This window comes from Sanguibacter sp. Z41_6 (assembly GCF_059621145.1).
In genome coordinates this window covers 204,412-230,514 of sequence record NZ_JCAQIF010000001.1, presented here as the reverse complement: position 1 = coordinate 230,514, position 26,103 = coordinate 204,412, and the positions used below count along the sequence as shown (strand labels likewise).

Annotated in this window: 22 protein-coding genes; 7 read left to right on the top strand and 15 right to left on the bottom strand. The window is 72.0% G+C overall.

Annotation, left to right across the window (positions count from 1 at the left end):
• The first annotated feature begins 11 nt into the window (after positions 1–11).
• Together AC54T1_RS01035 and AC54T1_RS01030 are read left to right on the top strand one after the other, a co-directional pair.
• Complete coding sequence (locus AC54T1_RS01035) at positions 12–1,205, top strand: FAD-dependent oxidoreductase (RefSeq protein ID WP_496910705.1); 1,194 nt, start codon at positions 12–14, stop codon at positions 1,203–1,205.
• A gap of 88 nt (positions 1,206–1,293) precedes the next feature.
• Positions 1,294–1,896 (top strand): GNAT family N-acetyltransferase, encoded by a 603-nt coding sequence (locus AC54T1_RS01030; protein WP_496910704.1) that lies wholly within the window; start codon positions 1,294–1,296, stop codon positions 1,894–1,896.
• Positions 1,897–1,926: 30 nt separating this feature from the next.
• On the opposite strand, the gene AC54T1_RS01025 is transcribed toward AC54T1_RS01030, so the two are convergent.
• From AC54T1_RS01025 to AC54T1_RS00990, 8 genes are all read right to left on the bottom strand, one after another.
• Positions 1,927–2,463, bottom strand: coding sequence for a GNAT family N-acetyltransferase (locus AC54T1_RS01025; RefSeq protein WP_496910703.1), 537 nt, complete (start codon positions 2,461–2,463; stop codon positions 1,927–1,929).
• A gap of 29 nt (positions 2,464–2,492) precedes the next feature.
• Positions 2,493–3,176, bottom strand: coding sequence for a YqjF family protein (locus AC54T1_RS01020; protein ID WP_496911249.1), 684 nt, complete (start codon positions 3,174–3,176; stop codon positions 2,493–2,495).
• 108 nt (positions 3,177–3,284) lie between these two features.
• Entirely contained in the window at positions 3,285–3,857 is a 573-nt protein-coding gene (locus AC54T1_RS01015; RefSeq protein WP_484343483.1) for an NAD(P)H-dependent oxidoreductase, read from the bottom strand.
• 130 nt (positions 3,858–3,987) lie between these two features.
• Positions 3,988–5,280, bottom strand: a complete 1,293-nt coding sequence (locus AC54T1_RS01010; RefSeq protein WP_496910702.1) for an MFS transporter — start codon at positions 5,278–5,280, stop codon at positions 3,988–3,990.
• Positions 5,277–6,641: an LLM class flavin-dependent oxidoreductase gene (locus AC54T1_RS01005; RefSeq protein ID WP_496910701.1), complete on the bottom strand. Its 1,365-nt coding sequence runs from the start codon at positions 6,639–6,641 to the stop codon at positions 5,277–5,279. The genes AC54T1_RS01010 and AC54T1_RS01005 overlap by 4 nt, the downstream gene beginning before the upstream one ends.
• A 41-nt stretch (positions 6,642–6,682) precedes the next feature.
• Positions 6,683–7,777, bottom strand: a complete 1,095-nt coding sequence (locus tag AC54T1_RS01000; RefSeq protein ID WP_496910700.1) for an ABC transporter substrate-binding protein — start codon at positions 7,775–7,777, stop codon at positions 6,683–6,685.
• Between the two features lie 69 nt (positions 7,778–7,846).
• Entirely contained in the window at positions 7,847–8,758 is a 912-nt protein-coding gene (locus tag AC54T1_RS00995; RefSeq protein ID WP_496910699.1) for an ABC transporter permease, read from the bottom strand.
• Positions 8,751–9,629 (bottom strand): ABC transporter ATP-binding protein, encoded by an 879-nt coding sequence (locus AC54T1_RS00990; protein WP_484343478.1) that lies wholly within the window; start codon positions 9,627–9,629, stop codon positions 8,751–8,753. Before AC54T1_RS00990 ends, AC54T1_RS00995 begins: the two co-directional genes overlap by 8 nt.
• Positions 9,630–10,252: 623 nt before the next feature.
• Between AC54T1_RS00990 and gdhA the strand changes: the two genes are divergently transcribed.
• Positions 10,253–11,590, top strand: a complete 1,338-nt coding sequence (gdhA, locus tag AC54T1_RS00985; RefSeq protein ID WP_484343477.1) for an NADP-specific glutamate dehydrogenase — start codon at positions 10,253–10,255, stop codon at positions 11,588–11,590.
• Positions 11,591–11,671: 81 nt separating this feature from the next.
• On the opposite strand, the gene AC54T1_RS00980 is transcribed toward gdhA, so the two are convergent.
• The gene (locus AC54T1_RS00980; protein ID WP_484343476.1) at positions 11,672–14,320 is read right to left on the bottom strand and encodes a LuxR C-terminal-related transcriptional regulator; all 2,649 of its coding nucleotides are present in this window, start codon (positions 14,318–14,320) and stop codon (positions 11,672–11,674) included.
• Between the two features lie 215 nt (positions 14,321–14,535).
• Entirely contained in the window at positions 14,536–15,564 is a 1,029-nt protein-coding gene (locus tag AC54T1_RS00975; protein WP_496910698.1) for an LPXTG cell wall anchor domain-containing protein, read from the bottom strand.
• Between the two features lie 236 nt (positions 15,565–15,800).
• On the opposite strand from AC54T1_RS00975, the gene AC54T1_RS00970 reads away from it, so the two are divergent.
• From AC54T1_RS00970 to AC54T1_RS00955, 4 genes are all read left to right on the top strand, one after another.
• Positions 15,801–17,261 (top strand): RNB domain-containing ribonuclease, encoded by a 1,461-nt coding sequence (locus AC54T1_RS00970; RefSeq protein ID WP_496910697.1) that lies wholly within the window; start codon positions 15,801–15,803, stop codon positions 17,259–17,261.
• A gap of 3 nt (positions 17,262–17,264) precedes the next feature.
• Positions 17,265–17,636 (top strand): sterol carrier family protein, encoded by a 372-nt coding sequence (locus AC54T1_RS00965; protein WP_484343473.1) that lies wholly within the window; start codon positions 17,265–17,267, stop codon positions 17,634–17,636.
• Positions 17,637–17,834: 198 nt separating this feature from the next.
• Positions 17,835–20,201, top strand: a complete 2,367-nt coding sequence (locus AC54T1_RS00960) for a bifunctional metallophosphatase/5'-nucleotidase (protein WP_496910696.1) — start codon at positions 17,835–17,837, stop codon at positions 20,199–20,201.
• A 140-nt stretch (positions 20,202–20,341) separates the two neighbouring features.
• Positions 20,342–21,697, top strand: a complete 1,356-nt coding sequence (locus AC54T1_RS00955; protein WP_496910695.1) for a VWA domain-containing protein — start codon at positions 20,342–20,344, stop codon at positions 21,695–21,697.
• On the opposite strand, the gene purN is transcribed toward AC54T1_RS00955, so the two are convergent.
• From purN to AC54T1_RS00930, 5 genes are read right to left on the bottom strand one after another with little or no spacing between them, the layout of a single operon-like run.
• Positions 21,680–22,312: a phosphoribosylglycinamide formyltransferase gene (purN, locus tag AC54T1_RS00950; protein WP_496910694.1), complete on the bottom strand. Its 633-nt coding sequence runs from the start codon at positions 22,310–22,312 to the stop codon at positions 21,680–21,682. The two genes, AC54T1_RS00955 and purN, sit on opposite strands and share 18 nt — an antisense overlap.
• A gap of 53 nt (positions 22,313–22,365) precedes the next feature.
• Positions 22,366–23,358 (bottom strand): sulfate/molybdate ABC transporter ATP-binding protein, encoded by a 993-nt coding sequence (locus AC54T1_RS00945; protein ID WP_496910693.1) that lies wholly within the window; start codon positions 23,356–23,358, stop codon positions 22,366–22,368.
• The gene (locus AC54T1_RS00940) at positions 23,355–24,164 is read right to left on the bottom strand and encodes a sulfate ABC transporter permease (RefSeq protein ID WP_484343468.1); all 810 of its coding nucleotides are present in this window, start codon (positions 24,162–24,164) and stop codon (positions 23,355–23,357) included. Before AC54T1_RS00940 ends, AC54T1_RS00945 begins: the two co-directional genes overlap by 4 nt.
• Positions 24,157–25,020, bottom strand: a complete 864-nt coding sequence (gene cysT / locus AC54T1_RS00935; protein WP_496910692.1) for a sulfate ABC transporter permease subunit CysT — start codon at positions 25,018–25,020, stop codon at positions 24,157–24,159. Before cysT ends, AC54T1_RS00940 begins: the two co-directional genes overlap by 8 nt.
• Positions 25,017–26,048, bottom strand: coding sequence for a sulfate ABC transporter substrate-binding protein (locus tag AC54T1_RS00930; RefSeq protein ID WP_496910691.1), 1,032 nt, complete (start codon positions 26,046–26,048; stop codon positions 25,017–25,019). The genes cysT and AC54T1_RS00930 overlap by 4 nt, the downstream gene beginning before the upstream one ends.
• Positions 26,049–26,103 lie beyond the last annotated feature (55 nt).

The following is a 26,103-nucleotide window of genomic DNA, read 5'->3' as shown; positions in this document are numbered from 1 at the left end:
CGGGACGAACGGTGGTCGAGCAGGTGGAGCGGGTCGGAACGGTCGTCGTCGGCGGCGGGGTCATGGGGTCGGCGGCAGCGTGGGCGCTCGCGGGTGCGGGCCGGGAGGTGGTGCTCCTCGAGCGCTTCGAGCCCGGGCACGTGCGGGGCGCGTCGCACGGGGCGTCGCGGATCTACCGCACGACGTACCCGGAGCCGGAGTACCTCGACCTCGCCCAGGAGGCACTCGGGCTGTGGCGCGGGCTGGAGGCGGACGCCGGTCTCGAGCTGCTCACGCTCACGGGCGGGTTGAGCGGCGGCGCGGGCGACACGGCGCGGCCGGCGATCGCCGAGGCGTTCGCGGCCCGGGGGATCGCGCACGCGTGGTTCTCCGCGGACGAGGCAGCCGAGCGGTGGCCGGGGCTGCGCTTCGACGGGCCTGTCCTGCACGAGTCCGAGACGGCCGGACGGCTGCATGCCGACCGTGCCGTCGAGGCGTTCCAGGCCGTGGCGCGGGCGCGGGGCGCGCAGGTGCGGCACGGGGTGCAGGTCCTCGGGCTCGAGCACGAGGCTGGTGGTGTCCGCGTCGTGACCGACGGTGGAGAGCTTTTGGCGGAGCGGGTCGTCGTCGCGGTCGGGGCGTGGAGCGCCGGTCTGGTCGGGCCGCTGCTCGGTCGCGGTGCCGCGGCTGACGGCAGGGCGCTGCCGCTCGTCGTCACGCAGGAGCAGCCCGCGCACTTCGCGCTGCGCGAAGGTGCGCCCGCCGAGGCCCAGTGGCCGAGCTTCACCCAGGACCTCGGCCCGGCGCTCGCCGGACCGGGCGCCCGGTGGCCGAGCGGCACGTACGGCCTCGCGACGCCGGGGGAGGGCATCAAGGTCGGCTTCCACGGGGTCGGGCCGCGGACGGACCCCGACCACCGCACCTTCCAGCCGGAGTCCACCCAGCTCGCACAGCTGCTCGACTACGTGGAGCAGTGGGTGCCGGGCATCGACCCGTCCACGGCCGTCCCCATCTCCTGCACGTACACGACGACGCCGGACCACGACTTCGTCCTCGACCGTCTCGGGCGCGTGACGGTCGCAGCCGGGTTCTCGGGCCACGGCTTCAAGTTCGCGCCGGCACTCGGGCGGGTGCTGCGGGACCTGGCGACGGAGCCGGTCGACGGCCCGGTCGGTGCGTCGGCGGAGCGGTTCCGGCTGGCGCGGTTCGCGGGCCGCGGCGCCTAGGGAGGCGGCGGTCCGCTCGACACGGACGTGCTCAGGCACACACCCGGGACGGCCCTGAGCGCGCCGGGGGCGGCCGCAGAATGGAGGGATGACCTGCGCGACCCCCACCCGGACCTCCAGCCCGAACGGCTTCGAGCTCCGCTCCGTGCACCTGAGCGACCCTCTCGTGCGTCCCCTCCTCGACGACCTCCACAGCACGTACGTCCGGCTGTACGCCGCGCTGCTCGGTGAGGAGCTGCTCGGCGCGGAGATGAGCCACTACGAGGCCGACGAGTTCCTCCCGCCCGACGGCGACTTCCTCCTCCTCATGGAGGCCGGCGTCGCCGTCGCAGGCGGTGCGTTCCGCCGCCGGACCGAACCGGAGGAGGGGGACATCAGCCGTAGCACCCACCCCCACGTGGGCAGGGACCGCACCGGCGCTCCGGCCGTCCCCACCGCGGAGCTCAAGCGGATCTGGACGCACAGCGACCACCGCCGTCGGGGGCTCGCCCGCATCGTCCTCGCGGAGCTCGAGGCGCGCGCCGCGGCAGCCGGCTACGAGCGTCTCTTCCTCTCGACGGGCTCCCGGCAGCCCGAGGCCGCGAACCTCTACGTCGCGACGGGCTACACGCGGCTCTACGACGCGCGGACGCACACCGACGCGGACGGTCCGCTGGCGTTCGAGAAGTGGCTCGTGGCACCCGCAGCCTGACCTGCTCCGGCTGTCGCGACGCCGACGGCGTCAGGTGAGGTCCTTGGTGAGGACGAGCAGCTGCAGGCCCTCCTGGCGGACGACGACGAGGTGCTCGACCCCGGCTGGCGGGAACGGCATCACCTCGCCGGTCGCGCGATACCCGCGACGCCCGTAGTACTCGAGGAGCTCCCGGCGGAAACTGAGGACCGTCATCCGCATGAGCGGGAGTCGCCACTCCTCCCGTGCGATGCGTTCAGCCTCCGCGAGGAGGGCACTGCCGAGCCCCGCCCCCTGCAGGGCCGGCCGGACGGCGAACATGCCGAGGTACCCGCGTTCGTCGCGGACCCGCTCGACGTAGGCGCACCCCACGAGCGTGCCGTCGCGCTCGGCGAGGACGATGCGGCCGTCCGGTGACTCGATGTCGTGTCGCAGCATCTCGACCGTCGCCCGGGGGCCGCCGAGGAGGTGGGACTCCGTCGTCCACCCAGCAGCCGCGCCCTCGGCGCGGAAGGCGGCGTTGACGAGGTCGACCACTGCCGGCAGGTCGTCGACGGTGGCGGGACGAAAGGTCACGTCTGCGTTCATCTCGTGACGATATCCCGCGTCGAACGTGGTCATGCCACCCGGAACGGCCTCCCGAAGGCCGTCCGAACCCCCGGCGACCACAGCACCGAGTCCGGGGCGCGCCCGGTGGTCCCCGCGAGCCCCGCAGCGGCGACGAGCGTGTCATCGAGCTCCACGAGTCTCGCGTCGTGCAGCGGCCACGGCTGGTGCTCGTTGGGCACGTACCAGGTGCGGCCGAGGTGAGCGGTGTGCAGGCCCCAGCGGGCGGTGAGGAAGTGCGCGAGCGCGCCGGGCCGGGCGATCACCGCCCCGGGCTCGACGACGATGCGGCCGCCGGCGCCGCGCGGCCCGGGAGCCCGCCGCGACGACGCGTACGTCACCCGTCCGCCCGTCTGCTCGATCCGCATCCGCGCCCACATGTACGGCAGCCCGAACCCGGCGCGCGCGGCGAGGACGACCGCGAGCCGCGACGCGTCGAGCGACCGGAAGACGACCCCCCGCCGTCCGGCTGCGTCGACCGAGTAGAGGCGCACGTTCGTCTCGGCGAAGGTGCCGAGCCACGGGACGGGCCGGGCCCGCAGCACCCCGGCGTCGGCGAGGCGGAAGGGGATGAGGCCCACGTACGTCGCGCCGTCGTGCAGGTCCGGTGTGGTCCCGGCTGGGAGGAACGGCGCGACGAGTGCCGGGTCGACCCGCCAGTGCAGGAAGGTGAGGTCCTCCCAGCGCTGCGACATGATCGCGCGCCCGTCGAGACCGGGCGCGACTGGCGAGATCGGGGACGGTTCCACGTGTCGAGTATGGGCAGGGGCCGTGGCAGATGACAGGGCTCAGACGACACCGGTTCAGATGACCGGGTGCAGCGACTCCTCGCGCCACTCCGCCGACAGGAACGGCAGGGCCCGGGCGATCGCCTTGTCGATGCGCGCATGGAGCCCGTCCCCGGTGACCTCGTAGCTCGTGAACTCGGAGTCGTGCCCGTAGATCGCCAGGGGCAGGGTGTCGGCCTGGAAGAACCCGAACAGCGGCCGGAACTGGTGCTCGAGGGCGAGGGTGTGGCGCTCGCTGCCGCCGGTGGCGACGAGCAGCACCGGGGTGTTCGTCAGCGCGGACGGCGCGAGGAGGTCGAACACGTGCTTGAACAGCCCGGTGTACGAGCCCTTGTAGATGGGGCTCGCGGCGATGACGAGGTCCGCGCCCGCGATCTCGGCGAGGGCGTGCGCGATGGGCGAGTTCGGGTCGCCGTACGTGTCACCGAAGAACGGGACGAGCTCCCCGACGTTGAGGACGGTCGACTCGAGCGGTACGCGGCGCCCGAGCCGCCCGACGATCTCCGTGACGAGCGCGGCGGTCTTGGACGGGAAGCTCGGGCTGCCGTTGACGGCGACGACCTTGAGCGGGGCAGGTGAAAGAGGCATGGCGGTCTCCAGGACGTGGTGACGAGGGTGGGAGAAGGGGTGCCCGGGAAGCGGGCAGATCAGGCCGACGGAGCAGGTCCGGTCGGCTGAGCAGATCGGGCGAGGTCGGCGGACCGGCCGACGAGGCAGATCAGGTCGACGCGGGGGAGGGCTTCACGGCGTCGGGGTCGGTGAGCGGCCGTGGCCACGTGACGTAGACGGGGATGAAGCGCCACATCATGCTGGCGCCGACGAAGGTCGCGGCGCCGAGCCCGACGGCCGCGACGGACAGCGGGGCGACGAGCGCGATCCCGGCGACGGCGAGCGGGCCGACGAACATCCCGCTGTCGTGCATGAGTCGCCACGCGGCGAAGAACTGGGCCCGTACGGGCCCAGGCGCGACGTCCGCGCCGAGGGTCATGATCACGCCGTTGCTCAGGCCGTTGCCCACCCCGAGCACCACGGCGACGACGGTGAGCATCGCGACGGAACCGGACAGCGGCAGGAGGACGTATCCGAGCCCGAGCGTGAGCATCGCCGGCACGGTGACGAAGCGCCGCCCGTACCGGTCCATGAGCAGCCCGGCCGGGTAGGAGCACAGGACGTCGACGGCGGCGCCGACGCCGAACACGAGGCTCGTCGTCGCGGCGTCGATGCCGAGGTGGTCCGCCCACAACGGGAGGATCGCGAGGCGCGACGCACGGGCGAGGCCCATGAGGAGCACCCCGCCGCCGAGGGTGCGGAGCAGCCGGGCGTGCTCACGGAAGATGCCCCCGAGCGTCGCGCGACCCGGTGCGCGGGCCGCGGCGCGGCCCGCGGCCGCTCCCTCCCCGGGGATGTCCGGCAACCGCGCCATGAGGAGTCCGGCGACGACCACCGCGACGAGCTGCACGACGAGCGCGCCGCGGGTGCCCCCGAGCGCGATCGCCCCGGCGCCGATGAACGGCCCGAGGAAGAACCCGAGGCGCATCATCCCGGCGAGCGTCGACATGGCCCGGGCCCGCCGCGTGAACGGCACCGCCTCGGCGAGGTAGCTCTGCCGGGCCAGACCCCACACGGCGTTGGCGATCCCGGTGAGCGCCACCCCGATGCCGAGCACCGCGACGGAGTCCGCGACGACGCACAGCGCGACGCCGATGGCCCCGACGAGGCTCCCGAGCCCGATCGCGAGGCGCTCGCCGTAGCGGGCGACGATCCGCCCCGCGGGCAGGTCCCCGACGAGCGTCCCGAGGCCGCCGAGGGCGACGACGAGCCCGGCCACGCCGAGCGAGGCGCCGAGGTCACGGGCGAGCAGCGCGACGACGGGAGCCGCCGCCCCCTGACCGAGCCCGTAGATGCCCGCGGGGACGAACACGGTGGGCAGGAGGGCGCGGAACGTCGGGCTCGTCGTTGGACCGTCCACCCGCACGCCACCCGCTCCTCTGCCCTGCACGAGAGTCGTCACGCGCGCACCAGCTCCGGTTCGCGCAGGGTTGCGAACTGGTTGGCGGGCCGCTCGAGGCCGAGGTGGTCGCGGAGCGTCGTGCCCGTGTACGCCTCACGGAAGATACCCCGGGCCCGCAGGATCGGCACGACGGTCTCGACGAACACCTCGAGCCCGCCGGGCAGGGACGGCGGCATGACGTTGAAGCCGTCCGCGGCGCCGCTCGTGAACCATTCCGTGATCGTGTCCGCGACCTGCTCGGGCGTCCCGGCGACGACGCGGTGCCCGCGGGCGCCGGCGAGGCGGTGCAGGAGCTGGCGCACGGTGGGGTGCTCGCGCTGGACGATCCCGGCGACCACCTGGCGGCGGCTGCGGTTGTTGTCCGTGACGTCCCCGGCGTCGGCGAACAGGTGCAGCGGGACGGGCTCGTCGAGCTGGTCCTCGGTGAAGGTCGCGTCCCCGAGCTTCGCGAGCTGGCGCAGGCCGTACGCGGGTGCGGTGAGCTCGTTGAACTCCTGCTCGAGCGCCTGCGCCTCGGCCTCCGTGCCCGCGATGAAGGGGCTGATCCCGGGCAGGATCTTCACGGAGTCCGCATCGCGCCCGAGCGACACCGCGCGGCTCTTGATGTCTGCGTAGAACGCCTGCGCGTCGCTCAGCTGCTGGTGCGCGGTGAAGATCGCCTCGGCGTAGCGGGCCGCGAACGCACGGCCGTCGTTCGAGGATCCCGCCTGGACGAGCACGGGGTGCCCCTGGGGTGGGCGGGCGGCGTTGAACGCGCCGGACACCCGCAGGTGCTCGCCGGCGAACGCGGCCGGGTGGATCTTGGTGGGGTCCGCGTAGCGCCCTGACGCCTTGTCGGCGAGGACCGCGTCGTCGGCCCACGAGTCCCACAGCCGGGTCGCGATCTCGACGAACTCCGCGGCACGGGCGTAGCGCTCCGCCGCGGGCGGGTGGGTGTCGAGGCCGAAGTTCCCGGCGACGTTCCCCGCCGCGGTGGTGACGATGTTCCACCCCGCCCGGCCGTTGCTCAGGTGGTCGAGCGTCGCGAAGAGACGGGCGAGGTTGTACGGGTCGTAGAACGTCGTGGACGCCGTGGCGATGAGCCCGATGCGGCTGGTGACGGCAGCCACGGAGGCGAGCGTGAGCAACGGCTCGAGACGACCGGTGCTGTTGAACTCGACGCCGTCGTGCAGCCCGGGGCCGTCGGCGAAGAAGATCGCGTCGAACGCTGCCGCCTCAGCCTGCTGGGCGAGCTCCTGGTGGTAGCCGGCGGTGAAGAGGCGGGTGACGTCGGTGGAGGGGTGGCGCCAGGCAGCCTCGTGATGGCCGACGCCGTTGATGAAGAGGTTGAGGGCGAGCTGGCGGGGCGGGGTGGTGGTCATGGTGTGTCTCGCGATCTGTGAGGGAGGGATGGGTGGGGCGGTCACGGGGCGGCGACGGGCTCGCCGTCGGGTCCCGCGGTCGGCTCGTACGTGCCGTTGGCGTAGGGGTTGTACTCGTTGGTGTAGATGTCCTCGGGGGTCAGCGGGCCCTCCTCGAGCTCCTCGTTGCGCTCCAGCCAGTCGATCCAGGTGCTGATCTCGAGCTCGTCGACGACGCCGCCCGGCCCGGCGACACCGGTGGACTTCCAGTACGGGACGAGCTCGAGCGTCTCGTTGCGGCCCCGCTCGGTGATGATGTCCTCGAACCGCGCCCGGACCTCCTCGACGGGGGTGACCTGCGCCCAGCGGATGGCCCGGGCGGTGCCCTGGACGAAGTCCTCGACGACCTCGGGGTTCGCGGCGATGTACTCGTCGCGGAAGATGTACGTGCCATAGCTGAAGGTGCCGAAGAGGCTCACCTCGGAGAACAGCTGGGTGATCCCGCCGCGCTCCAGCGCCTTGTCCTGGAACACCCGGCTGAGGTTGGCGACGTCGACCTGCCCCTCGCGCAGCGCCTGCTCGGCGTTGACGGGTGGCACGACGGTGAGCTCGACCTGCGTGATCTCGTCGTTCGTCAGGCCCTCGCGCGCCAGCCACTCGCGGATGACGAACTCGGACTGCGCGCCGAGCGTGTTGACGCCGACCTTCTTGCCGATGAGGTCCTTCGCCTCCGTGATGGGACTGCCCTCGACGGTGTAGTACCCACCGAAGGACTGCTCGTCGGAGCCGTAGTAGGAGATGACGGAGGTGACCTTCGCGCCCGACGAGCGGAGCTTGACGATGGCGCCGTTGAACGCGCCACCGAAGTCGGTGGCGCCGGTCGCGGCGGCCTGGATGCTCTGCGGGCCGCCGGTGGAGTCACCGACCCACTCGAGCTCGACCTCCTCGAAGTAGCCGAGGTCTGCGGCGAGCTCGGGGAACGTCACCTGGCCGACGGAGCCGTCGTACCGGAGCACGGTGCGCCCGTCCTCGTTGACGACGGCCTCCTCGGCCTCCGCTCCGGAGCACGCGGACAGGGTGGCGACGAGAGCCGCGGAGGTGAGGGCGGCGAGGAGTCTGGGGAGTCGGGACGGCGCGTGCCGGGGTGCTGCGGGCATGGGAGCTCCAGGGATGCGGGTGACGGGTTGGGGGAGGTGGGGTGGCCGGGCCGGCGGTGCCGGGCCGGATCAGGTGGAGGACACGCGCCAGCGCGAGAAGTGGCGCTCGAGCGCGAGGAGCCCGCCGTTGATGACGACCCCGACGACGGCGATCGCGATGATCCCGGCGTACATCTTCTCGATCTGGAAGTTGAACTGGGCGTAGGTGATGAGGTAGCCGAGCCCGGCCTTCGCACCGACCATCTCGGCGGCGATGAGCACGAGGATCGAGGACGACCCGGCCATGCGGATGCCGGTGAAGATCGTCGGCACCGCGGCCGGCAGCACGACCTTCTGGAAGAGCCGCACCGGCGGCAGGCCGAGGGACCGTGCGGACTTCACGAGCAACGGGTCGACCGTCCGGACCCCCGAGATCGTCGTGAGGAGGATGGGGAAGGTGCAGGCGTAGACGACGAGCGCGATCTTCGAGGTCTCCCCGATGCCGAGGATGAGGATGAAGACCGGGAGCAGCGCGAGGGACGCGGTGTTGCGGAAGAGCTCGAAGAACGGGTTGAGCAGCTCCGAGACCTTCGTGTACCAGCCGATGGCGATCCCCAGCGGTATCGCGACGACGAGGGCGATCGCGAACCCGGCGGCCGCGCGGGTGAGGCTCGCGTCGAGGTGCGTGACGAGCTCGCCGCTCGCCACGAGGTCCCCGAGGGCGACGACCACCCTGCTGAACGGTGGCAGGAACACGGGGTCGGCGAGCCCGAGCCGCGGTGCGACCTCCCACACGACGAGGAACAGCGCGATCACCGCGGATGCGCGCAGCGACCTCGCTGTCGCGGCTCGCACGCGGTGCCGCCCCGCCCTGCCCTGCTCGGGGAGCACCTGCTTGCGCCCCAGGGTGGGCGGGTCCGCGAAGGCCACCGTGTCCGTCGCCGGGGGCACGGTCGCGGAACCGGCGGTTCCGCGCGGTGCGGGGGTGAGGGTGCTAGACATGGGCGGGCTCCAGGTCGGACGGGTCGGGGACGGGCGAGGGGCTGGACGGTGCGCCGGCAGGAGTGGTGCCCCCCGGTGCGGGGCGGGTGCGCTCGGCGTCGTGCAGCTCCGTCCAGATGCGGTGCCGCAGGCGGCCGAAGCGTGGGTCCGACCGGATGTCGTCCGAGGTGGCCGGGTCGAGGTCGACATCGATCACCGACTTCAGCCGGCCGGGCCGCGGCGTCATGACCGCCACCCGCTGCCCGAGGTAGATGGCTTCTTCGATGCTGTGGGTGATGAACACGATCGTCTTGCCCGTCGTGCGCCAGATGCGCAGCAGCTCGTCCTGGAGCGACTCCCGGGTCTGGGCGTCGAGCGCCGCGAACGGCTCGTCCATGAGCAGGACGTCGGGGTCGAACGCGAGGCTGCGCGCGATGGCCACGCGCTGCTTCATCCCCCCGGAGAGCTCGTGCGGGTAGCGGTTCTCGAAGCCGGTGAGCCCGACGAGGTCGAGGTAGGTCCCGGCGATCTCCGTCCGACGTCGTCGGTCGAGCCCCTTGGCCTCGAGACCGAACTCGATGTTCGAGCGTGCGGTCCGCCAGGGCAGCAGCGCGTACTGCTGGAAGACGACGCCGCGGTCGAGGCCGGGTCCGGTGATCGGCGTCCCGTCGAGGAGGATGCGGCCCGACGACGGCTCTGTCAGTCCTCCGAGGAGGTCCAGCAACGTCGACTTGCCGCAGCCGGACGGCCCGACGACGGTGAGGAACTGCCCCTCGGGGACGTCGAGCGTGAAGTCGTCGAGGGCGGTGAAGCGCGTCGTGGACCCACGTCGTCCCCGGTCGTCCCGGACGAGGAAGTCCTTGCGGACATGGTCGAACCTCAGCTTGGTCATGGTGCCTCCACGGGTAGGGAGCGGGCGACGACCGCGCGCCGGAGCACGCCGAGGGTCGCCGCGGAGAGTGGTGCGTGACGCAGAGCCCGGACGACCGGTCTGGGGGTCGTCGCGGGGTGGGCGCTCCGGTGAGCGCGGTGCCACGGGCGCGTCGTGCGGTGCACGGGTGTCGTGGCACCGGCACGTGACGGGGTGGCCCCGTCGAGCGGTGTCGCCCGACGGGTGCGGGGTCAGGCGCGCAGCGCCCGGGACCGGGACAGGTCTACCGGCAGAGCAGGCTGGCCGTCCGGACGAGGTCGACGGCGCGGCGACAGGTGAGCACGGGTGCTCCCCTGTGGCGCGCTGCGGGGCTGGCCGCCCCGGTCGTCTCGTCGTGTCGCATGCCGTCATCCTCCCCTCGTGGGCGCCGACCGTTCAGGGTGGGCTCATCATTCGGGCGTTCGTTTCGCCGTGTTTCGCCGGGTCCGTCCGACCCGCAAGCTTCCTGCCCGTTCCTGAGGGCTGTTCACGACGTGAGAACCGTCGCGGGTACCTCCAGCACACGGAGGTACGCTGCCCCGGTGCAATTGGCACGACCGTCCCAGAACGCAGGGCGCGGTCTCGCGCGACGAAGGAGAACCCCGATGGAAGGCCAGCTCGCCCCTGCATTCGAGCAGGTGCTCCGCCGCAACCCCGGCGAGGCGGAGTTCCACCAGGCCGTCCGTGAGGTGTTCGAGTCCCTCGCGCCCGTCCTCACCAAGAACCCGCAGTACGCCGATGCCGCGGTGCTCGAGCGCATCTGCGAGCCGGAGCGACAGATCATCTTCCGGGTGCCGTGGGTCGACGACACGGGGCGTGTGAACATCAACCGCGGGTTCCGCGTCGAGTTCAACTCCGCGCTCGGCCCGTTCAAGGGCGGCCTGCGGTTCCACCCCTCCGTCTACCTCGGGATCGTCAAGTTCCTCGGGTTCGAGCAGATCTTCAAGAACTCCCTCACCGGCATGCCCATCGGCGGCGGCAAGGGCGGCTCGGACTTCGACCCCCGCGGCAAGTCCGACGGTGAGGTCATGCGGTTCTGCCAGTCCTTCATGACCGAGCTCTACCGCCACATCGGCGAGTACACGGACGTCCCCGCGGGTGACATCGGCGTCGGTGGTCGCGAGATCGGCTACCTCTTCGGTCAGTACAAGCGCATCACGAACCGCTACGAGTCGGGCGTGCTCACCGGCAAGGGCATCTCCTGGGGCGGGTCGCTCGTGCGCACCGAGGCCACCGGTTACGGCACGGTCCTCTTCGCCCGGGAGATGCTCCGCACCCGCGGACTCGAGATGGAGGGCCAGCGCGTCGTCGTCTCGGGCTCCGGGAACGTCGCGATCTACGCGATCCAGAAGGCGCAGGAGCTCGGCGCCAACGTCGTCGCGTTCTCGGACTCGTCCGGCTACGTCGTCGACGAGGACGGGGTGGACCTCGAGATGCTCCGCCAGATCAAGGAGGTCGAGCGGGGCCGCGTCAAGGACTACGCCGCGCGGCGGCCGAACGCCGCCTTCGTCGAGAACGGCTCGATCTGGGACGTGCCCGCGACGGTCGCCCTGCCGTGCGCCACGCAGAACGAGCTCGACGGCGCTGCCGCCCGGACCCTCCTGACCAACGGTGTCCTCGCCGTCGCGGAGGGCGCCAACATGCCTGCCACGCCCGAGGCCGTCGCGGCCTTCCAGGCCGCCGGCACGCTGTTCGCGCCGGGGAAGGCGGCGAACGCCGGTGGCGTCGCGACGTCCGCGCTCGAGATGCAGCAGAACGCCAGCCGGGACGCCTGGACGTTCGAGCACACGGCCGAGCGCCTCGAGGGCATCATGATCGGCATCCACGACCGCTGCGCGGGGACCGCCGACGAGTACGGCAAGCCGGGCAACTACGTCGCCGGGGCCAACATCGCCGGCTTCACCAAGGTCGCCGACGCGATGATCTCCCTCGGCGTCATCTGACGCGCACCGCCCGCCCGCTGGCCCGTCCGTCCGTCGATGACGACGGCCGGGCTGGTGGGCGTCGTGCGCACCCCGGGCGGTTCAGTCGCCGAGCAGGCCGTGCTCCTGCGCGATGAGCAGCGCCTCTTCCCGGGACGAGGCCCCGAGCTTGCGGTAGATGCTCCGCACCTGGCTCTTGATCGTGTTGGCCGAGACGAACAGCTGCGCGCCGATCTCCGCCATGTTCGAGCTGTGCACGAGCTGGCGCAGCACGATGAGCTCCCGCTCGGCGAGCTTGACGGTCGACACCGAGGACGGGAACACGGGCGGCAAGGCCTCGGCCACCTCGAGGAGCTCGGTCCCCGGACCCTCCTCACGCGCGCCGGCGTGCGCGAGGAGCGCAGCGACGTCGCTGCGCGGGACGAGCATGAGCGGGGTCCGCAGCTGGTGCTCGGTCATGAGGCGGGCCGCGGAGTCGAGGTGGCGCATGGCGGACGGTTCGTTGCCGAGCCGCAGGGCAGAGGACGCCTGGATGACGAGCGCCTCCGCACGCAACCTCACCGACAGGTTCTCCTCCTCGGTCGACCTGCCCACCGTGCGCATCGCTCGTTCCGGCTGACCTGCCAGGAGCAACCACCGGGACCACATGACGGCGATCCACGGAGCACCCTTGGGGTGCTTGCCGAGCATCTGCTCCGCGCGCGCGCCCTGCCCGTTGGCCATCATGAGAGCCGCTCGGCATGCGTCGAGCACCGTCGTGGCGATCCCGCTCACGGCAGGCAGGCTCGACGTCGAGCTCATGTCGATCTCGAGGGCGGCGCTGCCCTCGGCAGCGTGACCCAGCCCGAGATCGATCATCGTCTGGGCGTACCGGAACAGCGGCCAGTGCTCGGTGAGGTTCACGTGCGCGCGCATGATGTGCAGCTCGAACTGGGCGCGCGGGAAGTCGAGCTGCTCGAGGGCGCACAGCGCCTCCGCGAGCCGGTACAGCGCGCCGTAGTACCCGTCCTTCCATCCCTCCGGCCACATCTCGGCGCGGATCTGCTCGACGATGCTGCGGGCCTCGCGGATGTGTCCCTGCATCGCCAGTGAGCCCGCGAGCAGCGCGAGCGCGTGGTGCCTGCTCTCCGCGCCGACCGACTCCGCCATGGCGTAGCTCGTCCGGAACGCGCGGATCGCACGTTCCGCCTGACCCGAGTAGTAGAGGCTGAGGCCGAGGTGCTCGAGCATGACGGGCAGGATCGCCGCGAGCTCGTCGCGCTGCTGCATGCTCAGGTCCTCGAAGAGCCGCATCGCGCGGTCGGTGACCGCGACGGCCTGGTCCGCGTTGCCCGTCGACCGCAGGGACGCGCTCTGGATCGTCAGGAGGATGAGCCGTTCGGCCGGCCCGGCCTTGACGCTCCGGAGCTTCGCGGACGCGTTCGCGATGCCGAACATCTCCATCGCGCGCACCCGGTGCGCACCGGACGAGCTGTAGGCGAGGGCCAGGATCATCGCGAGGACAGGGAAGTTGTACAACCTGCGGACGGACAGGGGTGACAGCAACCTGATGAGCTGCTCGGGGTGGTACGACAGCAGCGTGAACCACCGGCTCTGCCCGATGCGCGTCGCGAGGTCGAGGTCGGAGATCGACACCGCGTCACGCAGCGCTGTGAACGGGAGGTCGTTGTCGAGCGCCCAGCTCGCCGCGATGCGGACGAGGTCATCGACCTCGTCCGCGCGCTGGGAGCGCAGCTCGGCGAGCAGGACGGACCGCACGAGCTCGGAGAAGCGGAACGTGCGCTCGCTGGACCGCACGACCCACATGCCGACGCCCGCGCCCTCGAGCTCCATGAGGGCGGCCTCGGCGGCGTCCTGCCCGTCGAGGTTGCCGAGGCGGGCCACGAGCTCGAGCGTGAGCACCTCGGCGACGGAGCACCGGGCGGCGAGGGTCACGAGGTCCGCCGACAGGCGCCCGGTGACGGACTCGTGGAGGATCGTCGCGCTGGTCTCGATGAGGGCGGGGGAGAGCTCGGTCGCCGTGCGGCCCTCGGGCTCGCGGAGCAGGGCGACGATGAGCCCACGGATCGCGATCGCCGAACCGTCGGTCGCGTCATGGGCAGCCAGGCCCAGCGTCTCCCACTCGTCGAACCCGGCGTGCTTGAACGCCGCTGCGGTCTCGGAGAGGCTGAACCGCAGCGCATCGGGGTCGATGACGACCGTCTCGAGGCTCAGTGCTGTGGACGCGTGCTCGAGCGGACCCAGCGTGCGGGTCGCCACGACCATCGAGAGGCTCGAGCAGTGCGCGAGCAGGAACGCGATGTCGTCGTGGACCTCGGGTGCGAGGACGTGGTGGTAGTCGTCGACGACGATGACGAGCGGGGTCCGGAGCTGGCCGAACCCGCGCACGAGCAGACGACGCGGATCCTCCGACACCCGCATCTCGGCCACGAGGCGGGTGAACACCGGGGCGTAGTCGGCGTAACCAGCGTCGAGGACGGTGGAGACCACCTCCCGCCAGAAGGAGAGGCGGGTCGCGGTGCTCTCGTGCGCGGTGACCCAGACACCGGCGACGGACTGGTCCGCGCGGGTGGCGGCCCACTCCGCCAGGAGGATCGTCTTGCCGCTGCCACCTGCCCCGCGGATCACGGTGAGCGGGGCACCGCCGGCGATCTCCTCGACGAGCTCGGGGCGGGGAATGAGGAACGAGGGCACGCGCGGTCCACCGAAGAACCCACCCTGGGGTGGGGCATGCGCGGCGTGCGTAGACATGACCGTCGAGGACCCTTCGCTGACCCTCGGCACACGCGGCGCTCTCGCAGCGATGGCAGCCGATGCTGGGGTGCGAACCGATAGTAGGTGGCAGGGTGTCCGCGGGGGGAGGCATAACGGGGTGAAAGCGCGATGCAGACTGGCAATGCATGGAGTTCCCGACATTATCTGCCGGGAACTCCATGCATTGCGCGGGTGATCTGGGGAATGCGGTCCTACTGCTCGGAAGCGGCCCGGCGACGGCTCACGCGGAAGGCGCCGAACCCGGCGGCGACGAGGGCAGCTGCGGAGCCGAGGAGCATCGCGACGTTGCTTCCCGTGACGGGCAGGGTCGCGGCGGAGGAGGCTGCGGGTGCGGCCCCCTGCTGCGGTGCGGGTGCGGGTGCCGGTGCCGGTGCGGGCGCGGGTGCGGGTGCCGGCGTCACAGGTGCCGGTGCCTCTTCGTAGGCTCCGCCCACCTCCACGACGGGGGGCTCGACGACGGGCGGCTCCTCGACGGGCGGCTCGACGACGGGCGGCTCCTCGACGGGGGGCTCGACGACGGGCGGCTCCTCGACGGGGGGCTCGACGACCGGGGGCTCCTCGACGGGGGGCTCGACGACGGGCGGCTCCTCGACGGGCGGCTCGACGACCGGGGGCTCCTCGACGGGGGGCTGGACCGGCGGCGCCGGGGTGCAGACCTTGGGGTCGTTCTTCGGGGTCTTCATCTCGTGGGAGATGTACGCCTTGCTGTCCTCGTGCGGCCCTTCGAGGAGGTTGTCCGAGATGATGTCGTCGACGAGCTTCTTCTCGGTCGCGGTGCCGTACTTGTAGGTGTCGACCTGGTACCAGCCGGTGCCGCAGTCAGGCATGACGCCGACGTACTTCTGCGGCCAGGTGACCTCACCCTTCTTGCTGCCGGGCATGAACCAGGCAATGACGATGGTGTCCTTGGAGGGGGACTTCCCGCTCCACGTCGCGGAGTGGTCCCACGACGTCTTCGGTGCCTGCTTGGCCGGCGTCTTCCACGAACCCCAGGAGTCGTTGCTCTTCCCCTCGTGCCCCCACGTGCTCGACACCGACTGTGTGACGCTCGACTGCGCACTGCTCGGGACAGCTGCCGCGGACGCGGCGGGAGCCACCAGGAGGCTGATCGCAGCGCCCCCCGTGAGGAATGCGGTAGCGAGCGCCGAGATGCGCATCGTGGCGGCGCGCGGGAACTCGGCTGCTGAGGAGTCGGGCTGGGGGGTGGGAGAGGTGCGCACGGCAGGGTCCTTGTCTGTGCATCGGCCGCACGGGCCCGGGGGGAGAGGCATCGGTGCGGTCAGCGGGGTGGCTGAGACCGCAACAGTGACGTCCCGCGGGATGCCGAAATCGAGGCGCCCGGGATATTAACCCTGCCTTTCACCCTGCATGAGGGATGTGCCCCCGGAATGCGTGTGATAAGTCCAGTTCGGCGATAAACGCTGCTCTCAGGGCACCCCTCTCGTAGAGTCGTGCCGTGCCCACCCGTCGCGTTCACCTCCGTCTGCCCCGGTCCACGCCCGCCGAGCAGATCCGCTCGTCCCTCGAGGAGCTGCGCTCCGAGATGGAGATTCCTCAGGACTTCGAGCCCGGCGTGCTCGCGGAGGCTGAGGCGGCCGCGGCTCGGCCGGCGCCCGACCACTCGAGGGAGTCGCTCGACATCCCGTTCGTGACCATCGACCCGCCGGGGTCGATGGACCTCGACCAGGCCGTCCACGTGGTCCGCACACCCTCGGGCTTCGAGGTGCGGTACGCCATCGCGGACGTGGGGCACGTCATCGACCCTGGTGGCGCCGTGGACCGCGAGGCCCGGGCACGAGGCATGACGTTCTACGGTCCCGACTCGCGCATCCCCCTGCACCCGCCCGTCCTGTCGGAGGGCGCAGCGAGCCTGCTGCCGGACGTCGAGCGGCCGGCAGCCGTGTGGCGGGTGCACCTCGACACCCGGGGGGAGATCACCGGTGCGACCGTCTCCCGGGGGCTCGTGCGGTCCCGCGCACGCCTGACGTACGCCGAGGCCCAGGCGGCGCTCGACGACGGTACGGCCGACGACGCGCTCCGCGCCCTCCGCGACGTCGGCCGGCTGCGCGAGGTCCTCGAACGCGAGCGCGGTGGTGCCTCGCTCAACCTCCCCGAGCAGGACGTCACGGTGCGCGAGGACGGCACCTTCGGTCTCGAGCTGCGCTCCGTCCTGCCCGTGGAAGGGTGGAACGCCCAGATCTCGTTGCTCACCGGCATCGCGGCAGCGCAGATCATGCGCGCGGGCGGGATGGGGATCCTTCGCGTGCTGCCGCAGAGCGACCCCCGGGACGTCGACCGGCTGCGGCGTGCCGCGCACGCGCTCGGGATCGACTGGCCGCAGGAGATGCCGTACGGCGAGCTCCTCGCCGGGCTGGAGTCCGACGTGCCCAGGCACGCGGCGTTCCTCAACGAGGCGACGTCGTTGTTCCGCGGCGCCGGGTACGTCGCCTTCGAGGGCGATGTGCCTCAGGACGCGGAGCACGCCGCGATCGCGGCGGAGTACGCCCACGTCACGGCTCCGTTGCGCAGGCTCGTCGACAGGTTCGGCACCGAGATCTGCCTCACCCTCAGCGCCGGCGGGTCTGCGAGCGACGTGCCCGACTGGGTCCGGGAGGCGTTCGACGAGCTCCCGCGCACCATGCAGCGGTGCGGCCAGCGCGCCAGCGCGTTCGAGCGCGCGTCGGTCGACATCGTCGAGGCTGCGCTCCTCGCGGGCCGGGTGGGCGACGAGCTCGAGGGCGTCATCGTCGACCGCGACGAGAAGGACCCGCGCCGTGGCCAGGTGGTCGTCACCGAGCCGGCGGCGCGCGGCGTGGTCGCCGGTACCGACCCGCTCCCGCTCGGGGACGCCGTCACCGTGCGCCTCGTCGAGGCCTCGATCGAGGACCGCCGCATCGCGTTCGCCTACGAGGGCTGAGCCGTGCCGCCCCGTCGTCGGACCGACCCCGCCGTGGGCCGCGTGGCGCTCACCGCGTGGCGTGCCGGCACGGCGGACACGCGGGCTGTGACGACCGCTGTCCGCTTCACCCTCGAGGAGCTGGCCGACGTCGCGCCCGGCCACGCCGTCGAGGTGCGGGTGCCGCCGTGGGGCGCGGTCCAGTGCGTCGAGGGCCCGCGACACACGCGCGGGACCCCGCCCAACGTCGTGGAGACCGACCCCCAGACCTGGCTCGCGCTCGCCACCGGCCGGGAGAGCTGGGACCACGCCGTGCGTGACGGGCGCGTCCGGGCGTCGGGTGAGCGCTCGGACATCTCCCGCCTGCTGCCGCTCCAGGCGGCGCGCGAGCGCTGACGTCCGCCGTCCGCCGCAGCATGCACCGTTGACCGACGACGGCGCTCCGTGGTGTCCTGCGTGCACCGGAGTTCACAGCGCCGTCTCCCATCCGTCACCTCCCGGCAAGATGCGCCGGGTGTGATGTGTGGGCTGGTCCCGACGCAGCGACCGCTGTGCTCCAGCCTGAACAGGTGAACGACGGACGAAGGAGCGCGCGTGCCCACGAGCCACCAGAACCTTGCACGACGGAGGGCGGTGGCAGGCGTGATGCTCGCCACCGCTCTCGCCCTCGGCCCCGGCGTCGGTGCGCACGCCGTGACCACCAGCGAGGACGACCCGACCGTCGTCGGGCCCTCGGCCCAGGCGCAGCCCGTCGAGCTCAACCTCATCGGCATCAACGACTTCCACGGACGGATCGACAGCAACACGGTCGCGTTCGCCGGGACCGTCGAGGAGCTGCGGGCGGCGAACCCGTCCGGGACGGCGTTCCTGTCCGTCGGGGACAACATCGGCGCGTCGTTGTTCGCCTCGTCCTCCCAGCAGGACCAGCCGACCATCGACGTGCTCAACGCCCTCGGGCTCGCGACGTCCGCGGTCGGGAACCACGAGCTCGACCAGGGCTTCGACGACCTCACCGGTCGCGTGAGCGACGCTGCCGACTGGGACCACCTCGGGGCGAACGTCTACCTCGCCGGCACCACCAGCCCCGCGCTGCAGGAGTTCGAGATCCTCGAGATCGACGGCGTGCGCGTCGGCGTCGTCGGGGCGGTGACGCAGGAGACACCGACGCTCGTCACACCCGCGGGCATCGCGAGCCTCGACTTCGGTGACCCCGTCGCTGCCGTCAACCGCGTGACCGCGACCCTCTCCGACGGGGACGAGGCCAACGGTGAGGCGGACGTCGTCGTCGCGATGTACCACGAGGGTGCGTCCGCAGGGACGCCCGACGGTGCGACGCTCGAGGAGGAGGTCGCCGCAGGTGGCACCTTCGCGGAGATCGTCACCGGCACCGACGCGCGCGTCGACGCGATCTTCACGGGCCACACGCACAAGCAGTACGCGTGGGACGCGCCGGTCCCGGGGGCGGCCGGCCGGACCCGGCCCGTGATCCAGACGGGCAGCTACGGGGAGAACATCGGGCAGGTCACCCTCTCCGTCGACCCCGGGTCGTTCGACGTCGTGGACTACACGGTGCTCAACGTCCCCCGCACGACGACGCCGGTCGCGGACCTCGTCGCCACCTACCCGCGGGTCGCCGCGGTGCAGGCCGTCGTGGACGCCGCGCTCGCTGAGGCCGCGATCATCGGCGACCAACCCGTCGGCAGCGTCACGGCGGACATCACCACCGCATTCGCGGACGGCAGGCGCGACGATCGCGGCGCGGAGTCGACACTCGGCAACCTCGTCGCGAACTCGCTGCGTGACACGCTCGCACCCGCCGAGCGTGGCGGTGCCCAGATCGGTGTCGTCAACCCGGGCGGGCTGCGAGCGGACCTGCTCCACGGGCAGGACGGGGTCATCACCTATGCGGAGGCCAACGCGGTCCTGCCGTTCGTCAACAACCTGTGGTCGGTGACCCTCACCGGTGACCAGGTCGTCGAGATGCTCGAGCAGCAGTGGCAGCCCGAGGGCGGCTCGCGACCGTTCCTCAACCTCGGGCTCTCGGACAACGTGAGCTACACGTTCGATCCGGCGGCCGCGCGGGGCGAGCGCATCACGTCGGTGACGGTCGACGGCGAACCGGTGGACCCGGGTGCGGAGTACCGGATCGCGACCTTCTCGTTCCTCGCGACCGGCGGGGACAACTTCTCGGTGTTCACCGAGGGCACGGACGCCCGCGACTCGGGTCTCGTCGACCGGGACGCATGGATCTCCTACCTCGGGGCGAACCCGGCGCTCAGCCCGAGCTTCGCGCGCCGGGGCGTGCAGGCTGGTGCGCTGCCGAGCGAGGTCGTCGCCGGGCAGGCGGTGTCCGTGGAGCTCGCTGGACTCGACCTCACGTCGCTCGGTTCGCCCACCACCACGAGCGTGTCGGCGTACCTCGTCCCGGCCGCCGGCGACGGCGCTGCGGACGGGGCCTGGCTCGCTGCACCGGGCGTGCGGGCCGTCGGTTCGAGCGTGGTGACGAACGGAGCGACGACGGTGACGTTCACGGTGCCGACGGACCTCGCGGCAGGGGACTACGACCTCGTCCTCGTCGCTGATCCCTCCGGGACGACCGTGCAGCTGGCTGTCAGTGTCCTCGCGGCTGTCGAGGGCGGCGGCGGTGACGGCGGCGAAGGTGACGGCGGCGGAGACGTTGGAGGCGGCAACGGCGGCGGAGACGTTGGCGGCGGCAACGGTGGCGGGGACGTCGACGGCGACCTCGGCACCGGGGCTGGCGGAGGGAACGCAGGCGGGCGGCCCCCCGTGGTCAGCGGCCCGCCGCCGGGGACGAGCAGCAGCGGCGGAGCGCTCGCCGTCACCGGCGTCGACACCGTCGGTGCTCTCGGGGCGCTCGCCGCACTGCTGGTCGGAGCCGGGTGGGCCCTTGCGGCCCAGCGTCGTCGGGCGCACGCGGACATGGTCCTAGCGGACGACTGACGGACCACCGGCGCTGTCGACCACCGGCGTCGTCAATCACTGACGCGCCGCCGCACGACCTCGGGCGCCCGCTCTCCCGCCGTACGATCGCGGGCAGGGCCGGCGCCCGACGGTGTCGACAGGGACGTCCAGGAGGATGCATGGAGCTGGTGCGGGGAGCGAACACGGTGCTGCCGGGCGGGGTCGTGGCGATACGGGTCGGCGGGGCGCGGCAGGGGAGCGTCGACGTCATGGCGTTCCAGCTCGCGGAGTCGGGGGCCGTGCGCAGCGACGACGACCTCGTGTTCTTCAACCAGCCGCAGTCTCCCGAGGGTGCCGTGCGGCTCACCGCAGCGGACTCCCTCACCGTCGACCTCGACCGGGTGCCGACCGACGTCACCACCGTCGCCGTCGCGCTCACGCTCGACGGGTCGGTCACCGGGACGCTCGCGTCGTCGGGCAGCATCGCGGTGCTGGTCGAGCCGACCGGCGCCGCGGCGATCGCGTGCTCCGTGGCAGGACTCACGAGCGAGCGGGCCGCCGTGCTCGTCGAGCTCTACCGGCGCGGCGGGGCGTGGAAGCTGCGCAACGTCTGCGCGGGCTGGGACGGTGGGCTGGCCGACCTCGTCCGCGAGTACGGGGTGAGCGTCGACGACGAGCCTGCCGGGCAGGTCGGCGCTCCGCCGGCACCCGCTGCTGCCCCGCCCGCACCGCCTGCACCCGCCGCCCCTCCCGCTCCCACGCCACCTCCGCCACCTCCGCCTGCTCCGGCGCCCGCGCCGACGGGCGTCCGTGTCGCGCCGGGGGAGGAGCGCCTGTCGCTCGAGAAGCGCCAGGTGCTGTCGTTGCGCAAGGAGGCGGTGCACCGTGTCCTGCTCACCAAGCAGGCGTCCGACGTGCGCGCCCGCATCGTGCTCGTCATCGACAAGACCGGCTCGATGCACAAGCAGTACGCGAAGAAGGTGGTGCACCGCGTCGTCGAGCGCATGGTCGCGGTGGCCGCCCAGCTCGACGACGACGGGTCGCTCGAGCCGTACCTGTACGCGCGGTCGTTCCTGCGGCTGCCGGACCTCGGTGTCGCGGACCTCGAGACCTGGCCGAGGGAGTACCTGCACCTCTACGGCCGGCACGGCGGGGTGGACTACGACGCGATCGGTGCGACGAACGACGAGCTGCCGATCATGCACGAGGTCATGAGCACGCTGCGGCGCGGGGACCGCATGCCCACGCTCGTGCTGTTCTTCACCGACGGGGGCTTCAAGCAGCGCCGCGCGATCACCGAGCTCGTCTCGCAGGCTGCCGGGCTCCCCGCGTTCTGGCAGTTCGTCGGGGTCGGCCGCGCCAACTACGGGTTGCTCACGTCCCTCGACGAGCTCGAGGGGCGCGAGGTCGACAACGTCGGCTTCTTCGAGCTCGACGACATCGACTCGGTCCCGGACGCCGAGCTCTACGAGCGGCTGCTCAGCGAGTTCCCCGACTGGCTCCGGGCAGCTCGGTCCCTAGGCATCGTCGGCTGACGGCGCACCACCCTGCGCGCACCGACCGGCGAGCCACTCGACGAGGAGCGCCTTCTCGGCCGCCTGGACCCGGCTGCGCAGGCTCGCGACGTCGTCATCCGGCTCGACGGGCACGGACCTCTGTGCCAGGACGGGGCCCTCGTCGTACTCGGGCGTGACGAGGTGCACCGAGGCGCCGCTCACGTGCGCGCCGTCGGCGAGGACGGCCTCGTGGACCCGGTCCCCGTACATCCCCACCCCTCCGTAGGCCGGAAGGAGCGCGGGGTGGGTGTTGACGATGTTCCCGGCCCACCGGTCGAGCGTCCTGGGCCCGACCTTGCGCATGTACCCGGCGAGCACCACGACCTCCGCCCCGGCCTCCTCGAGCGCCCTGACCATCGCGTCGTCGAGGTCCGCGGGGTCCGGGTGCGTGACGCTGCTGAGGTGGAGGGTCGGGACACCGCGCCGGCGCGCGTTCTCGAGCACGCCGGCGCGGCTGTTGTTGGCGATCACGAGGCACACCTGCGCGTGCACCGACACGCCAGCCGCATCCATGATGTGCGCTGCGGTGGTGCCCGTGCCCGAGCCGAGGATGGCGACGCGGACGGGCGGGCGGCTGGTTCGGGGCGCAGTCATGCGGCAGAGCCTATCGATGCTGGCGGGCGGCGTTCCGGCCCGTCCGCACGCGCTCAGGCGCGGGCCGTGACCTTCTTCGGCCCGCCGGTGAGCGTGACCGTGCCCGCCGCCGGCCGGAGCCAGACCGTCGTGCCCGTCGCCAGGCCGAGCGTGCGCGCCTCGGCGCGCGTGACGACGACCTGGACGGTGTGATCCTCGACGGCGACGTCGCAGCGGACCTCGAAGCCCACCCGCACGGTCCGGGAGACCACACCGCGCACGACGGACGGGTCGGCGTCGCGTGGCGTGGTCTCGACGACGATGTCGTGGGGCCGGATGAGCCGGTCGCCGAGGGTCGTCACCGGCCCGAGGAAGCTCATGACGAAGTCGTTCGCCGGTGCGTCGTACAGGTCGTCGGGGGAGCCCACCTGCTCGATGCGCCCGTCGTTGATGACGACGATCTCGTCCGCGACCTCGAGGGCCTCCTCCTGGTCGTGCGTGACGAACACCGTGGTCACGGGGATCTCGTCGTGGAGCTTGCGGAGCCAGTCGCGCAGCTCCTTGCGGACCTTCGCGTCGAGCGCACCGAAGGGTTCGTCGAGCAGCAGGACGCTCGGCTGCACGGCGAGGGCGCGGGCGAGCGCCATGCGCTGACGCTGCCCGCCCGAGAGCTGGGACGGCAGCCGGTGCGCGAACTGCTCGAGGTGCACGAGCCGCAGGAGCTCGTCGACGCGTTCCGCGGTGACGTCCTTGGGTGTCTTGCGGATCTCGAGCCCGAACGCGACGTTGCGCGCCACGGACAGGTGCTTGAACGCCGCGTAGTGCTGGAACACGAACCCGACGTTGCGCTTGCGAGCAGGCAGCCCGGTGGCGTCGCGGCCCTCGATCTCGACCCTGCCCGAGTCGGCCTGCTCCAGGCCGGCGATGACCCGCAGGAGCGTCGACTTGCCGCCACCGCTGGGACCGAGCAGCGCGGTGAGGCGCCCGGTGGGGATGGACACGCTGACGTCGTCGAGCGCGACGAAGTCACCGAACCGCTTGCTGATCCGCTGGACCTCGATACTCACGACGCCTCCTTGGGCTTGCGCAGGAACGACACGACGATGATGCAGGCGACGGACACGGCCGCGAGGAGGAACGCCGTCGCGTAGGCGGTGCCCTGCTCGAAGTCCTGGTACTTCTGCTCGACGAGCAGCGTCGCCGTCTGGGTCCGGCCCTCGAGGTTGCCGGAGACGATCTTCACGGCCCCGAACTCCCCGAGGGAGCGGGCCAGGGTGAGCACCACGCCGTACACGACCGCCCACTTGATGGCGGGCAGGGTGATGCGCCAGAAGGTCTGGACAGGGCTGGCGCCGAGGCTCGCGGCCGCCTGCTCCTCGTCCGTGCCGATCTCGGTGAGGACGGGGACGACCTCCCGGATGACGAGTGGCAGTGACACGAACGCGGTCGCGAGGATGATCCCCGGCGTCGCGAAGATCACCTGGAGGCCGGCGGACTCGAGGTCGTCCCCGAACCAGCCGCCGCGCCCCCCGTACACGAGGACGAGCGCGAGCCCGACGACGACGGGCGACACGGACAGCGGGAGGTCGATGAGCGCCGACAGGATGCGCTTGCCGGGGAACTCGTACCGCACGAGGAGCAGCGAGATGCCCACCCCGAAGAGGGTGTTGATGATGACCGCCTGCACCGCGACGGTGGCCGTGAGCTGGAGCGCGAAGATCACCGACGGGTCGGACAGTGCGGTACGCAGCGTGTCGAGGCCGTCCGCGAAGGCGCCCTTGGCGACGAGGGACACGGGCCAGCCGACGAGCATGACGAGGTAGACGATGACGGCTGTGCGCAGGCCGTAGCGCACGGCCCGGTTGCTACCCACGACGCGCCACCCGTCGTTGCAGGACGTCGAGTGCGACGATGACGAGCAACGAGACGAGGAGCAGGACGCTCGCGACGGCGGCTGCGGCGGTCTGGTCACCGTTCTCGAGGTAGCTGAGGATCCGGACGGACGCGACCTCGGTGCGCATCGGCAGGTTGCCCGACAGCAGGACGAGCGCCCCGTACTCGCTGATGCCGCGGGCGAAGCACAGGGCCGCACCGGCGGTGATCGCCGGGAACAGGGCCGGCAGGATGATGCGGCGCAACGTCGTGAACGAGCTCGCGCCGAGCGACGCCGCGGCCTCCTCGACGTCCCGGTCGAGCTCGGCGAGCACGGGCTGCACCGTCCGCACGACGAACGGCAGCGTGACGAACAGGAACGCGAGGAAGACCGCCGCGCGGGTGTTCGCGACGTCGACACCGAGCGGCCCGGCGGGGCCGTACAAGGAGAGCAGGACGAGGCCGGCGACGATGGTGGGTAGCGCGAACGGGATGTCGATGAGCACCTCGAGCGCCCGCTTGCCGACGAACCGGTCCCGGACGAGCACCCACGCGATGACGGTCCCGACGACGACGTTCACGGCAGTGACGAGGAGCGCCTGGGTGATGGTGAGCGTCAGGGCGGCGGCGGTCTGCGTGTTCGTCAGCGTGCGCCAGAAGGCGCCCCAGCCACCGCTGGACGTCTCCACGAGCACGGCGATGAGCGGGACGAGCGCGAGCGCGCTGAACCAGATGAGAGCGACACCCAGGCCGACCCCGGAGGTGCGGGTCAGGCGCGCGCCCCCGGCCGGGCGACGCGTGCGCGTCGCCCGGCCGGTAGACGAAGGTGTCGCTGCGGGAGCGACGGTGGTGGTCACGACTTCCCGGTCTCCGTCTGGATCGTCGTGACGAGGCCGGCGTCCCCGAAGAACCTGTCGTTCACGGCGCTCCAGCCGCCGAAGTCGTCGGCGATCGTCAGCAGCTTCGTCGGGACGGGGAACGGGTCGGACGGGTCGTTGGCCCCCTCGACCGTGACGTCGATGCCGTCCACCAGGGGGCGGAAGCCCTTCTCGGCGAATGCCGTCTGGCCCTCCTCGCTGAGCACGAACTCGAGGTAGTCCGTGGCCTTCGGGTCGGCGTCCACGGTCACCGCGGCGGGGTTCTCGATGAGGAGCGTCGAGTCGGGCACGACGTAGTCGAAGGTCTCGCCGTTCTGCCGGGCGAGGATCGCCTCGTTCTCGTAGGAGATGAGGACGTCCCCGGTGCCGCTCGTGAATGCCGTCGTGGCGTCCCGGCCGCTGCCGGGGAGGGCGGCGACGTTGCCGAAGAACGCGCGGAGGTACTCCTGCGCCTCGGCGTCGGTCCCGCCGTCGGCGATGACGCTGCCGTAGGCGGCGAGGATGTTCCACCGCGCGGACCCGGACGAGCCCGGGTTGGGCGTGACGATCGAGATGCCGGGCTGGACGATGTCGTCCCAGCCCTGGATGTTCTTCGGGTTGCCCTCACGGACGACGAGCACGACGACGGAGTCGGAGACGATGCCCTGGTGCTCGCCCGCGTTCCAGTCCTCGGCGACGAGCCCCTCGTCGACGAGGCGGGTCACGTCGCCCTCCAGGGAGAAGTGCACGTAGTCGGCCTCGAGGCCGCTCACGACGGCGCGGCTCTGGTCGCCCGAGGCGCCGTAGGAGCTCTCCCACGTGACACCCGCACCCTCGTCGGTCTCGGACCACAGCTTCTGCGCGGCGTCGTTCGCCGCCTTGGGGACGGCGAAACCGACGATCGAGAGTGTCGTGCTCTCCCCGCCGTCGTCACCCTTCGCCCCGCTCACGGGGGTCGGCGAACAGCCCGAGAGCACCAGGGCTGTGGTGACGGCCGCGATGGTTGCTCGGATCGGGGTGATTCGCATGGGACTGCCGTTTCTCTCGGGCGGGCGCACGGTGCCTGCCGGTGGGTCGTGAGGA